Below are 13,928 nucleotides of genomic sequence, written 5' to 3'. Positions count from 1 at the left end.
TTTACTACTTAAACCAAAGATTTGCTTACTCTACATTTATTAAAATAGAATCTCCTTTTAATCCTTCTCCTGTAAATTTTACGGTTACTATCCCTTTTTGTTTTAATGATTGCAATAACAATAATGCCTTACCATTATTAGTTACCACACTTTTTGCGCTGTAATCTTGTACACTAGATTTCGATCCATTATCTATGCCTAAAACTCTGATATTACCATCAATAGAAAAAGAAATTTTTGCCTCATCATTACAAGTTATTTCATTGCCATCTTTGTCTATAAGTTGTGCAATTACATGTGCAACATCGTAACCATCTGCGCTTAAAACTGTTTTATCTACCGTTAATTTTATACCTATAGGTTTTGTAGTGGTTTTTAAAATAACCTCTTGTTCTTGCCCATCAAAACCACCTTTTGCAGTTAACACACCTTCTTGATAAGGTACTGCCCATCTTAAAATTCGATCAGGACTTTGACTTAAAGATCTATATCCTAAAGTTTTACCATTTAAGAACAATTCTACTTTGTGCAAGTTTGTAGGTATTTCTACCATAATCATTTCGCCCTTTTTATAATTCCAGCTTTTTTGAGCCTTGCTATTGTTCCAATTCAACTGACCTTTACTAAGGTTTACTTGCCCACTTAAAGAATCGATTATTGCTGTGTCTTCTATTTTATAAGTACCAATGGCAATATGAGGTTTGTTTACCCAAATACTTTTAAAGTGATCGAAACCTGCTTTTTTAAATCCTGCAAAATCAAGAATATCTCCATCCCAACCTTTTTGTGGCCATTTTTTATTGGCTTCTCCTAAATAATCTATCCCTGTCCACATATACATACTGTAAATCATTGGATCTTCGATTATTGAATTCCATTCTTGCCAAGCACCCGCATTTTCATTCCCTGTAAAATGAATTTCTGGATAATACTTTTTACTCCAGTTATATTGGTTAATTTGATAACTAAACCCAACAATATCTAAATTTTGTGCATAGCCAGAAGCTAAACTTGCTACAGGGATAATTAAATTTGCAGTAACTGGTCTTGATGTATCTAAGTCTTTTACCCAATCTACTAATCTCTTTGAAGTTTCTGCTAATTTGTATTTTCTGTCTGGTAAGTTTTTATAACGCTCTTGCATTTCTTTTGCAGAAATATTTGGAATTCTATTCCAGTAATTTGGTGCACCTTCATCCCACAGACCACTTACGTGTTTGTAGTCTTTGTAGGTCCATTCTATTTCGTTACCTATACTCCATTCAAAAATTGAAGGATGATTTCTATCTCTTAAAATAGAGCGTGTTAAATCGCTTTTACCCCATTTTTGAAAATGCTCTGTATATCCTCTAGAAAAATAATCGTCGTGTTTTTCATGAAGATTTTCTCTTTTGTCTTTTGGATTATCGAATTCATCAAAAATTTCTGCTTGTACTAAGAAGCCCATTTCATCACATAAATCGTAAAATTCTTGCGAAAAAGGATTGTGAGATGTACGAATTGCATTTACACCAGCATCTCTTAAATTTTGCAAACGACGTTTCCAAACTCCTTTTGGTACTGCAGCTCCTACCAAACCTGCATCATGATGAATACAAACTCCTTTTACAAAAACAGATTCTCCGTTTAAAAAGAAACCTTGTTCTTTATCGTGTTTAATAGAACGAATTCCGAATGGAGTTGTATACGTATCTACAATCTTTCCTTTTTTGGTGATCGTTGTAATTGCAGTGTACATATTTGGTTTTGCAATATGCCAAAGTTTCGGATTATTAACTTCTAATTTTTGATTAAAAATTAACTCTTTTTTACTTTTTATTTTTTGATCGTTTGCAACCTCAGCAGCTATATTGCCTTTATTGTCTACAATTTTTGTTTTTAAAACAAATGAGGCACTGCTTTTATTTTGATTGGCAACTTTAACTTGAACATTAACTAAAGCTTTGTTTGATGTAATTTCTGGAGTTGTTACAAAAGTTCCCCAAATAGGAATATGCAACTTATCTACAGTAATTAATTTTACATTTCTGTAAATTCCACTTCCTGAATACCAACGACTGTCTACATATCTAGAATGATCTACGTGCACTGTTAAGGTATTTTTAGATCCGTCTGTTTTTAAGTGTTTTGTTAAATCGAAATAGGTTGGAGAATATCCATAAGGATTTTCGCCTAATAATTTACCATTTAACCAAAATGTTGCGTTGTTATACACACCATCAAACAACACATAAACACTTTTACTTTTTGTGTTAGCAGGTGTAGTAAAATGTTTTTGATAAATACCTACTCCACCAGGTAAATATCCTGTTGCTCCTTCTAGTTTTTCATCAAATTTAGCTTCTATACTCCAATCATGAGGTAAGCGAATGTTTCTCCATTTGGCATCATCTAAAGGTAATTTTGATGGTTTTTTTGTATCTTCTACTAAAGAAAATTTCCAATTGAAATTAAAATCGGTTTCTCTCTCTTGAGCTACTGAGTTAAGAACACCTAATAGTAGTATAAAAATGGTTGCTAAAAAACTAAATCGTTTGTTCATTATAAATTGCATTTATTTATGGTTAAAATTACTATAAGCATAATCACTATAAAGTAACATATGTTCTAAATAGTATCATTTAAGATTTATGACTTAAGTTTTGACAGCTACAATTATAAAAAAAAGCGTTACAACTAAGTGTAACGCTTTTTACTAATATGGGTTTGTTTAGTTAAAATCCAGTTCCTGGATCTGCAGGTGCAGACTGTGCTTGCGCTTTTTGAGGATTTAAAATCATGTAAGTTCCTAATGCAGTAAGTGCAGCATACTTACCATAGTTCCCTATTTTTTTAATTGCGTCTTTACGTGATATTTCTTCTTGCTTATTTATATTTTTTTCCATGACTTGTAATATTCTTTTTAATGATTGGTTATTTTATTCTAAAGTTATTTTTTTGTTTAATGTTCCTTTTTCAGTTGATAACTGAACTACATAAATTCCGGTTGCTAAACTTGGCAAATTAATATCGCTTACACCATCTGAAACAAAAGGTGTATTCATTACTTGTTTACCTAAAATATTGAATAATTTTACAGTAGATTTTCCTTGAGATAAACCTGTTATTCTTAATGTAGATTGTTTGGTTGTATAAATACTGATGTCATTTAACTCAATAGCTTCTGTGCTTAATACGTTACTTGCTTTAGTGTGTAAGTAAAAACGACCAATACCGCTTAAATTGGAATCTAAAGTAATTTTAAAAGATTGACCATTTCCTAATTCTGTATAGGTATCGTTATCTCTATCTTCTAAATACACTTTTACTCCAGAAGGTAAGTTCATTACATCAGCTGAAATGGTAATTTCTTTACCTGCAATTGCATTAATACCAACTGGCACAACCATTGTTTCTAAATCTGAATTTGGTAGTGCTTGTTTTGCAAAAGCTACTCCCTTATCTTCTGATATTAACTGAGTATAAATATTTAAATTTGAAGGCACTCCATTGAACATCCCTAAATCAAATCTTGTATCTAAACCTTTTGTTTTACCTTCTAAGTAGTTTATTTCTGTATTATAATTCTCTTCATTATTAGAAATCATTAAATTAATTGTAGGATAATTATTTACAGATTTTAATAAACTAGTACCTGTTTCGTGACTTTGTAGTGATTCTGCGATTGATGCATTTCCGTTTATTTTAGAATTAACAAAAAATGCCTGACCAGGATGTAGTTTTCCTGAAGTTAACATTTGATATGATGAGCCATTCCAAACATAAACAGCATTAAACGAATCATCAATATTAGCAGTATTATTCGTTAAGAATGTAGCTATATCTATATAGCTAGAAAAAGAATTCCCAATTAAATTCCAACTTGTACCAGCACCCATTGTAATTGCTGGAGTCAAATCACCATTTGTATAAGTACCAGTAAAACTATAAGTAGTTGCCCCTGTACTTTTTAAAGAATACCCTACTCCTTGTCCAAAGGTTCCAGATGTACCTGTAAAATACCTCCAATAACCTGTTGTTACATCAGGGGTACCATTATCGTACCAAGAAACACCTCTATTACTACCTGTTCCAGTAGCTATACTGTTTGTATCTGCCCAAGAAGTATCATATTGTTCTCCTGATACTGGAGCTGACACTAAATGCCAATTTTCATCAGCAATATTTAAATTGTAAGTGATATTTCCTGTTGAGCTTCCTGAAAGAATTAAAGAACCTCCACTTGTTATATTTAATGAACTCCCTGCATCTACAGATAAATCATTAGCAACTGCTCCTGTTGTAGCACCAATAACTAAAGCTGGTGAATCAGATAATAGGGTTACATTGTCTGTAGCAGTTGGCACAGTACCAGACCAGTTACTAGCAGTAGCCCAATCTGAATCAGTTGTTCCTTTAAAAATATTAATATTAGAATCCCAAGCTCCAACATCTTCTCCATCTGTACCAAAATCTATTGGAGTAGTATCAGAAATACTTGTTGGCGCTGAATATGTAACATTTGGCGACACAAATGCTACAGAAGAACCTGATAAATCTGCACTAAAAGTTGAACCATTATTGGTATCACCTGCAGTTATACTTAAACCTGGTCCATTGCTAACCACACAGTTATTCATAATAATAGTTTGAGCATCAGCAGCCCACAAATCTGAGGCTTCTGGGCTTACTCCTGAATTCGCAAAATTATCATACATTAAACAATTTGTATAAGTTTGTGTTCTTGCTCCAGAACCTTCTGCTCTTATAGCACCTCCCCAAGCTGCGAATGTATTAGCTGTAGAATTATTGTAAAAAGTTAGGTTTGTAAATGTCATAGCATCTGTTGAAGTACCTGCTGTTACAATTGCACCACCTCTATTAGTACCTGTATTGTTTACCAAAGTTGAATTAGAGAATGCTACCCCAGTATTCGAATAAACAGCACCTCCTTGGTTTGCGTCATTGCCATTAAATAATAAATCACTCAAAGTTATTGTGCCTCCACCAACAAACAAACCACCACCACTAGTAGTTGAAGTATTACTTGTAAAAGTGCTTGAAGTAATTGTAACTGGTTGATTTGTAGCTATTGCCCCTCCATTATCATTGGATGTATTACTTGTAAAAGTAGACCCTGTTATGTTAATAGTACCTGTTCCTTTAAACAAAAGAGCCCCTCCACCATCTGCTGTACCTGTATATTGATTGGAAGTAAATGTTGTGTTTGTAATGGTAAAATCTGCAGCACCTGATACACTTATTGCACCTCCACCATCTCCGCCTGAAGAGGTATTACTAGTAAACGTACATCCTGTAATGGTAAAATCTCCAGAAAACGAATTGATTGCACCTCCTTTGTTAGAATTTGTATTGTTACTAAAAGTACAATTTGTAATTGTTACTTGGGCATTCTGAGCTGTTTGAATAACGGCTCCTGGCCCAGATTTAGTAAAATTTTGAAATGTTAAGTCCGTAAAAGACACGTTTCCTGTAGTATTTAATTGCATAAAACCAGCAGTACCTGATGTTCCATCTAATGTTCCATTTGAAATACCAACATAGTTTAATGCTTTTCCTGTACTAATTAACGTTGTCTGTGTATATGTACCAACAATGTTTACAGTATCTCCATTAGTTGCTCCAGAAACAATTGCTGTTAAATTGGAAGATGCATTTGCTTCTGATGTACCATCTGCAGCACCAGCATCAGTAGCTGCTACCCACCAAGTTGTTTGGGCAGACATATTTACTCCCAGAAAAAGGGAAATTGTTAGTGTAAAAAGTAATTTTTTAAACATTTTAATTTTGATTTTAGTTAATTAATAATTGATTCTAATTTTGTTAACAGTAATATTGTATTTATCGTTATTTGTTAACAAAATATTTGCAGTAAAACTAAATAAATCATTAAGTCTCATGCAAAACAAATGTTCTACATAATAAAACATATGTACCAACTTAAAAAAAATATTAAAATTTTATAATACTCATTTTCAGTGATTTAATTAATTTTTAGTTATGTAAGAGATAATTTACTTGGTAAATTAGAACATTTTGCGGTTAAAATAGAATAGATTTTACAGTGATTTTCAAAAACATAAAAAAAGCGTTGCAAATTAGATTTGCAACGCTTTTTTTATGAGTATGTTTTCTATATTTACAACTGAAATACTTTTTCTAATTCAATCCATTTTTCGCCATCTTTTGCCCAGGGTAATTCTTGCTGATAGTTCCACATTAAGTTTTCCCATTCTTGCACTTTAGGATTATTGGCATCCATTTCTGCTTTTTTATTAGGATCAAAGGTTTCATCAACCTCCATAATCATAAACATTCTGTTACCTGTTAAATAGATTTGCATATCTACTATACCAGCATCTTTAATGCTTTTTGTAATTTCTGGCCAAGCATTACCTGCAGCATGATATTCTTTGTATTCTGCAATTAATTTAGCATCGTCTTTTAAATCGCACGAATAACAGTATCTTTTTGTTGTGTTCATTTTTTTTTACTTTTAGATGTTATCAATCAGCATTTAGAAAAGTTCTCGATACAATTTTATCATCAAATCGAAAATTACTCGAACTAACATTAATGATGTATTAAACTTTTGATTTTTTATATGTTGAATATCCGTAGGAAGCAACAACAGCCAAACAGAATAAAGGTAAAATGAATGAGAAATTGACTTCTGGAATGAATCCTAAAATTTTTACATCAGCAAAACCAGAACCTCCCCAATCTAAAATTCCACCTTGTAAAACTGGCATTAAAGCACCACCTACAATTGCCATTACCAAACCAGCTGAACCTATTTTAGCTTCATCACCCATATCTTTAAGCGCAATTCCATAAATGGTTGGAAACATGATAGACATAAAAATAGAAACTGCAACCAAAGAAATTAAACCAGGCATACCTGATAATAAAATTGCACCTGCACAACAAATTACGCCTCCTAAACCAAATAACATTAACATTTTAGATGGGTTAATGGTTCTCATTAAAGCAGTTCCAATCCATCTACCAATTAAAAACGAAATCATTGCAGCCACATTAAAATAAGTAGCTGTTAATTCCATTCCAAAAGTTTCGTTGATATTATCAACATACTGAAAAATATAAGTCCAACACATAATTTGAGCTCCAACATAAAAAGCTTGTGCAACAACTCCAAATTTATAATTGCGGTTACTAAATAATTTTTTAAAAGATTCTGAAAGCGACATTTTATCTTCTTCTGCTGTTTTTGGCATTTTGGTAAAAATAATGATGGTCATAATTACCAAAACTAAAATACCTAAACCAATATAGGGCACACTAATAATACCTAAATCATTTTCTCTAACTGCTGCTAATTCTGTTGCAGAAAGTGCATTATAAGCTTCTGCTGTATAATCATCTGAACGTAAAGCGCTAATTACAAAAACCTGAGCAATTATCATTCCTGTTAAAGAACCAATGGGATTAAAGGCTTGTGCTAAATTTAAACGTTGTGTTGCTGTTTCTTTATCGCCTAAAGCTAAAATTAACGGATTTGATGTGGTTTCTAAAAAAGCCAATCCGCAAGTAATTACCCATAAAGAGATTAAAAAGAAAGTAAATGTTTCGTTTGCTGCTGCAGGATAAAATAAAAATGCACCAATGGCATACAAACACAATCCTAAAATAATACCCGATTTATAACTGTATTTTCTGATAAACAAAGCTGCTGGCAAAGCCATAAAGAAATATCCAAAATAAAACGCAAACTGCACTAAAGAAGCTTGCATATTAGACAACTCTGGCATTACCTTTTTAAATGCAGAAACCATCGGATTTGTTAAATCGTTGGCAATTCCCCATAAAGCAAATAGCGATGTTATCATGATAAACGGAAATAACAATTCCTTTTTTACTACGGGTATTTTTTTAAGTTGATTCATAATTATTTTATCTTAGAGTTGTTATTGTTTTGGTAATTTCATTAAAAATATCTTCTGATAACTTCCCTTCTTCCCAAGCATTTAAAACATCTTTAAGTTGCTCCATTTTTGTTGGTCCCACAACTACTCTATCTGCTTCTAATATTGAAAACACATATCTTAAAGCTAATCTTGATAAAGGAATATTGTGTTTTTTAGCAATTTTGTTTACTTCTAGAGCTACATCTACATCAGCATTAGAAATCCATTCATTATTTGGTCTTTCAGTATTGTACTGCTCTAATCTACTGCCCAACAATCCCATATGTAATGCAGAAGCTGCATAATATGCCATATTCTCTTTTTCGATTTGAGGAAGATCTTTATTGAAACCTGTTAAATTACAAGCATCTAACTTTAAAAATCCTGAAACAACATCAAAATTTTCTTTGATCATATGAGGATAAAAACGATCAATTGGATTACCTCCAACTCCTAAAGCCTTTACAATTCCTTCTTTTTTAAAGGATTGCAAACAATCCATAATTTCATCCATTTTTTCTACAGGAACCAAATGTGGCTCATGCAAAAACAACAAATCTATACTATCTACCCCAATTACTTCTAAACTTTCATAGACGCTTTTACGCATTGTTTCTGGCGAATAATCTACAATAGTATCTTCTGCTTTGTCTGCTTTTAAACGACCTACTTTTGTGCTTATAAAAGGCTTTTTTCCTGTCCAAAGCTTTAAGGCTTTACCAACAAATTCTTGAGATTTATTATAGGAAGGTGCAGTGTCTAAAACGCTAACACCATTTTCTAAAGCGTGCATTAATATGCCAATTGCTGTTTTTTCTTCAATTGGTCTCCAAACTCCTCCTAAACCAGAACAGCCTAAAACTAATCTGCTATCATTGTTAAAAAACGCACTCTTTTTATAGTTTCCTGAAATGTAAGTTGGTTTTGTTTTCATTTTTATAAATTGTAAAATTTAATTGCATTTAAACCCATAATATTTGCTTTTTCATCCGCAGAAAAATCTGCAATATAATTGGTTACTATATTTTTTACTTGTTGATAATTACCAGCTACCAAACATACAGGCCAATCAGAACCAAATAAAATTCTGTTTGCACCAAAAGTATTAAAAACTAAATCTAAATAAGGATTTAATTGTGCTTGTGTCCAAGTTTTATAATCGGCTTCTGTAATCATTCCTGATACTTTACAGAACACGTTTTCATACTTGGCAATTACTTTCATTTGATTTGCCCAACCATCAAAAAAACCGTCTTTTATATACGGTTTTGCAATATGATCGATTACAAATTTGATGTTTGGAAACTTTTTAACAAACTCTAAAGTTGCCCCCAATTGATGTGGAAAAATCAAAATATCGTAGGTGAAATTGTATTTTTCTAGAGCCGAAATTCCGTTTAAAAAATTAGGTCGTAATAAAAAATTATGATCTGCTTCTCCTTGCACAACGTGTCTAAAACCTTTTACTTTTTGGTGATGACTATACTTTTCTAAATCAGCTTCAACAGCATCACTTCGTAAATCTACCCAACCCACAATTCCTTTGATAAAATCGTTTTTTGAGGCTAAATCAATTAAAAAATCGGTTTCTGCTAAAGTTTGATCTGCTTGCACAGCCACACAGCCGTCAACACCATTTTCTTGATAAACTTTTTGTAAATCTGATGGTAAAAAATCACGGCGAATTACAGCCATTTCATCATCAATCCAACTGTGTTTTACAGGTTCGTATTGCCAAAAATGTTGATGTGAATCTATAATCATAATTTCTTATAATTCTTTTAAAGCTGTTTGCATTCCTTTTTCTGTAATTGCAGTCAAGTGTTTTTCTACAACTGCTTGTAATCCATCAAAAGTTGTTAAATCTACACCCCAAAAATCTGTATTTGATAAGGTGGCTTTTACAATGGCTGATATATCATTTGTTGCCCATTGATTTGCGAAGAAATCTAATGCAGATTGATCGTCTTTTAACGGAATTGCTGTGCCATTTCTATCGCCTTTATAAAAAGTAATTAACGATGCCAAAGAGAATAACAAACGATTTGGTAATGCATCTTTTCTTTTGATATATTCTAATACTGATGGTAATACTCTTGTTTTGAATTTTGATGTTGAGTTTAAAGAAATACTAATTAAAGCGTGCTCTAAATATGGATTTCTAAAACGATCTAAGACATCATTTGCAAACTGATTGAGTTCTGATTCTGGTAAATCTAAAGTTGGACAAATTTCTTCGAAAATGGCATCTTTTAAGAAACCTCCTACAACTTCGTCTTCTAAAGATTCACGAACTTTATCTATACCATATAAATATCCAACAGGCACTAAACTTGTGTGAGCACCGTTTAAAATTCTTACTTTACGAGTTCTGTAAGGTTCTTGATTATCTGTAAAAACAATATTCAATCCACATACCTCTGCAGGAATTTCTTCTTTTACTGTTGATGGTCCTTCAATTACCCATAAATGGAATTGCTCTCCTTCTACAACCAAATTGTCTTTATAGCCTAATTCTTTGGTAATTGCATCCATTTTATCTCTTGGATATCCAGGTACAATTCTATCTACCAAAGTGTTACAGAAAATATTATCTTCGTTTATCCACTCTACAAAATCATCACCTAAATTCCAATCTGAAGCATATTGTAAGATAATTTTCTTTAGATTTTCACCATTTTTATCAATCAATTCACAAGGAATTAAAATTAAGCCTTTGTCTGAAGCACCTCCAAAAATTTGGAATCTTTTGTATAATAAAGCGGTTAATTTTCCAGGAAAACTACTTTGTGGAGCATCAAATAATTTATCATCTGCATTGTATGCAATACCAGCTTCTGTGGTATTAGAAATCATAAAACGCAAATCAGGATTTTCTGCAATTGCCAAATAATCTGCATTGTTTTCGTACGGATTAATTCCTCTTTGAATACAATCTACAATTTGATGTTCGCTAATGGCTTTACCATTTTTAATTCCGTTTAAATACAAAGTGTACAATCCATCTTGATCGTTCAACATTTTTATTAAACCCTGTTTAATAGGTTGAATCGCTACAACTCCAGCATCAAAATTAGCTTGTTTGTTCATTTCGTGAATCATCCAATTGGCAAAGGCTCTTAAAAAATTACCTTCTCCAAATTGTACAATTCTTTCTGTATAGGTGTTTGCGTTTGCTGTTTTTCTGTTTAATTCTTGCATTTTTTTTGCTTTTATCCTGCACGGTTTTTAGAACCTTGTAGGTCTCTTTTTTTGTTTATTTTTTAAGACCTTTCATGTTTTAAAAACCTGAAAGGTCTTATTTTTACTTATAATGAAACTCCTCTTTTCCAAGGAATAAAATCGTTATTTCCGTGTAAAACTGCTTTGGATGGTGTTTCTCCACTTGCCACTCTAATAATGTGATCTAAAATCTTTTCGCCCATAGTTTCTATAGTGTCTTCGCCAGTAATTACAGTTCCTGCATTGATATCTATGATATCATTCATACGTTCGTATAAATTGGTGTTGCTCGACATTTTTAAAACTGGTGCAACCGGATTTCCTGTTGGTGTTCCAAGACCTGTAGTAAACACAACCACATTACAACCAGAACCTACTAAACCTGTTGTAGACTCTACATCATTTCCTGGAGTACACAATAAGTTTAAACCTGGCTTTGTAACTTGTTCTGTATAATCTAAAACCTTTACAACTGGAGATGTTCCTCCTTTTTTAGCAGCTCCAGCAGATTTCATTGCATCTGTAATTAAACCATCTTTAATGTTTCCTGGTGATGGATTATTTTCAAATCCAGAACCTACAGCAACTGCTGCTGCAGAATACGCTCTCATTAAACCGTAGAATTTTTTAGAATCTTCTTCGGTTTCACATCTGTTGATGAGCTCTTGCTCCACTCCATTTAATTCTGGAAACTCAGCCAAAACTGGGCTACCACCTAAACCAACCAATAAATCTGATGCATACCCCAAAGCCGGATTTGCAGAAATACCTGAAAAACCATCAGAACCCCCACATTCTAAACCTAAAGTTAGCTTGCTTAAAGGTGCTGGTTTTCGTTCTAATTTGTTGGCTTCCATCAACCCTAAAAAGGTATGTTTTACAGCTTCTTCAATTAAATGTCTTTCGCTTACACTTCTTTGTTGTTCTAAATAATGAACAGGTTTTTTATTATCAGGTGCAATCGCATCTATAGCAGCTTGCAGCATTTCTATTTGTGCATTTTGGCATCCTAAACTAAAAACTGTAGCTCCTGCAACATTCGGATTTGTAATATACCCTGCCAATAATTGACACAACATTTGGGAGTCTTCACGTGTACCTCCACATCCACCATCGTGTTTTAAGAACTTAATTCCGTCTACATTTGGGAATACTCTGTTTTTAGACATTTCTTCTTTAGTGGTAATAATTGGTGTGTTTCGGATTTCTTCTGATGAAGCTCCTGATTTGTATTGTTGAATCAATGCATCAGTATCAACTGCAAAATCTTTCTTAGTTTCGTAGCCTAATTTTTCTGATAAAGCACCTTCTAAAACATCCACATTTCTATTTTCACAGAATGTTAAAGGAATCACCAACCAATAATTGGCAGTACCTACTTTACCATCTTCTCTATGAAAACCGTTAAAAGTTCTGCCTTTAAAATTAGAAACATCAGGCGCAGACCAAGTAAATTTTTCTTGAGAATCATTAAATTCTGCTGATGCGTGTTTAACATTATCAATTGTAATGGCACATCCTTCAGGAATTTCTTGAACAGCTTTACCAATTAAAACACCGTACATGAAAATTTCATCACCAATAGAAAAATTGTTTAATGAAAATTTGTGTTTTTGTTTGATGTTTTCTTTTAAAACAACTTCTTTACCAGCTATATGTGTTACTCTTCCTTTTTCTAAAGGATTAATAGCTACAATAATATTGTCTCTTACATCTATTTGAACGTAGTCTTTAGACATTTTTGTTCTTCTTTTTAATTAAAACTAACTGTGGCTTTGATGACACCCGTTTTTGGATCTAACCAACTATCAAAATTTTCTATCATTTCTGCAAAATCCACAGAATGTGTAATAAAAGATTCTGTTGGAAATTGATTTAAGACACTAATTACATGTTCAAAATCTTCTGTTGTAGCGTTTCTACTGCACATTAATGTCATTTCTTTTGCATGTACTTTTGGGTGCGTATAAGTCAACTCTCCTTTCGATAATCCTACTAAAACAAAACGACCTCCATGAGACATATAATCAGGACAAGCTTCTAAAGCATATTTATTTCCAGAAGCATCAAAAACAGCCGTACATAAATCGCCATTGGTAATTTTTGAAACTTCTTCTACAGCATCTGCACCAGCTTTAACAATATAATCTACACCAATTTTTTCTTTGGCATATTGCAAACGATCTTCATTCATATCAATTGCAATTACTTTTGCACCTGCAATTTGCGCTAGTTTCATAATTCCAATTCCTATTGGACCTGCACCCACAACTGCTACAATTTCATCTTTTTGAATTGCTGCTCTACGAACTGCATGTGCACCAATTGCCAAAGGTTCTACAATTGCCATTTCATTATCAGACAAATTATTTGCGGGTAATAAAATATCTGCAGGTACTGTAATTTGTTGCTGCATTCCTCCATCTCCATGTACACCTAAAACTGTAATATTTGTACAACAATTTGTTTTTCCATTTCTACAAGCAATACATTTACCACAACTTACATATGGCATTACAACAACTTTATCTCCAGCTTTTATACCTCTTGCATTTTCTCCAATTTCTAAAACTTCGGATGCCAATTCGTGACCTAAAATTCTTGGATAAGTAAAAAATGCTTGGTTACCAGCATAAGCATGTAAGTCTGTTCCGCAAATTCCCACCTTATTAATTTGTAATAAAGCTTCGTTTTCTTTTCTAATTGGAGCCTCTTTTTCTTTTAAGATAAATTCTCCTGGTTTTTCACAAACTATGTATTTCATTTGTTGTGTTTAAA

At 32.5% G+C, this 13,928-nt stretch carries 10 protein-coding genes; all 10 read right to left on the bottom strand.

Annotation, left to right across the window (positions count from 1 at the left end):
• Window positions 1–25: 25 nt before the first annotated feature.
• Entirely contained in the window at window positions 26–2,554 is a 2,529-nt protein-coding gene (locus ACWYN7_RS04030) for a glycoside hydrolase family 2 TIM barrel-domain containing protein (protein ID WP_462858563.1), read from the bottom strand.
• Between the two features lie 160 nt (window positions 2,555–2,714).
• A complete protein-coding gene (locus tag ACWYN7_RS04025; RefSeq protein WP_462858562.1) occupies window positions 2,715–2,885 on the bottom strand; it encodes a hypothetical protein in 171 nt (56 codons plus the stop codon).
• A 33-nt stretch (window positions 2,886–2,918) separates the two neighbouring features.
• Window positions 2,919–5,780, bottom strand: coding sequence for a beta strand repeat-containing protein (locus ACWYN7_RS04020; RefSeq protein ID WP_462858561.1), 2,862 nt, complete (start codon window positions 5,778–5,780; stop codon window positions 2,919–2,921).
• A gap of 359 nt (window positions 5,781–6,139) precedes the next feature.
• A complete protein-coding gene (locus tag ACWYN7_RS04015) occupies window positions 6,140–6,484 on the bottom strand; it encodes an L-rhamnose mutarotase (protein ID WP_462858560.1) in 345 nt (114 codons plus the stop codon).
• Between the two features lie 100 nt (window positions 6,485–6,584).
• Window positions 6,585–7,907 carry an L-fucose:H+ symporter permease gene (gene fucP / locus ACWYN7_RS04010; protein ID WP_462858559.1) on the bottom strand — a complete coding sequence of 441 codons (1,323 nt, stop codon included), beginning with the start codon at window positions 7,905–7,907 and terminating at the stop codon, window positions 6,585–6,587.
• Window positions 7,908–7,914: 7 nt separating this feature from the next.
• Window positions 7,915–8,862 carry an aldo/keto reductase gene (locus tag ACWYN7_RS04005; RefSeq protein WP_462858558.1) on the bottom strand — a complete coding sequence of 316 codons (948 nt, stop codon included), beginning with the start codon at window positions 8,860–8,862 and terminating at the stop codon, window positions 7,915–7,917.
• A 2-nt stretch (window positions 8,863–8,864) separates the two neighbouring features.
• Window positions 8,865–9,692 (bottom strand): amidohydrolase family protein, encoded by an 828-nt coding sequence (locus ACWYN7_RS04000; RefSeq protein WP_462858557.1) that lies wholly within the window; start codon window positions 9,690–9,692, stop codon window positions 8,865–8,867.
• Window positions 9,693–9,698: 6 nt separating this feature from the next.
• Entirely contained in the window at window positions 9,699–11,129 is a 1,431-nt protein-coding gene (locus ACWYN7_RS03995) for a tagaturonate reductase (protein WP_462858556.1), read from the bottom strand.
• Window positions 11,130–11,236: 107 nt separating this feature from the next.
• Window positions 11,237–12,889, bottom strand: coding sequence for a UxaA family hydrolase (locus tag ACWYN7_RS03990; RefSeq protein WP_462858555.1), 1,653 nt, complete (start codon window positions 12,887–12,889; stop codon window positions 11,237–11,239).
• A 14-nt stretch (window positions 12,890–12,903) separates the two neighbouring features.
• The gene (locus ACWYN7_RS03985; protein WP_462858554.1) at window positions 12,904–13,914 is read right to left on the bottom strand and encodes a zinc-binding alcohol dehydrogenase family protein; all 1,011 of its coding nucleotides are present in this window, start codon (window positions 13,912–13,914) and stop codon (window positions 12,904–12,906) included.
• Between the last annotated feature and the right edge of the window lie 14 nt (window positions 13,915–13,928).

The sequence above is a fragment of the Polaribacter sp. M10 genome (assembly GCF_054968445.1).
This window is presented reverse-complemented; position numbering and strand designations above follow the sequence as displayed.

Bases quoted from the DNA above. Each gene is read 5' to 3' on its own strand.
- ACWYN7_RS04030 (WP_462858563.1), bottom strand. From the start codon at position 2,554: ATGCAATTTATAATGAACAAACGATTTAGTTTTTTAGCAACCATTTTT.
- ACWYN7_RS04025 (WP_462858562.1), bottom strand. From the start codon at position 2,885: ATGGAAAAAAATATAAATAAGCAAGAAGAAATATCACGTAAAGACGCA.
- ACWYN7_RS04020 (WP_462858561.1), bottom strand. From the start codon at position 5,780: ATGTTTAAAAAATTACTTTTTACACTAACAATTTCCCTTTTTCTGGGA.
- ACWYN7_RS04015 (WP_462858560.1), bottom strand. From the start codon at position 6,484: ATGAACACAACAAAAAGATACTGTTATTCGTGCGATTTAAAAGACGAT.
- fucP (WP_462858559.1), bottom strand. From the start codon at position 7,907: ATGAATCAACTTAAAAAAATACCCGTAGTAAAAAAGGAATTGTTATTT.
- ACWYN7_RS04005 (WP_462858558.1), bottom strand. From the start codon at position 8,862: ATGAAAACAAAACCAACTTACATTTCAGGAAACTATAAAAAGAGTGCG.
- ACWYN7_RS04000 (WP_462858557.1), bottom strand. From the start codon at position 9,692: ATGATTATAGATTCACATCAACATTTTTGGCAATACGAACCTGTAAAA.
- ACWYN7_RS03995 (WP_462858556.1), bottom strand. From the start codon at position 11,129: ATGCAAGAATTAAACAGAAAAACAGCAAACGCAAACACCTATACAGAA.
- ACWYN7_RS03990 (WP_462858555.1), bottom strand. From the start codon at position 12,889: ATGTCTAAAGACTACGTTCAAATAGATGTAAGAGACAATATTATTGTA.
- ACWYN7_RS03985 (WP_462858554.1), bottom strand. From the start codon at position 13,914: ATGAAATACATAGTTTGTGAAAAACCAGGAGAATTTATCTTAAAAGAA.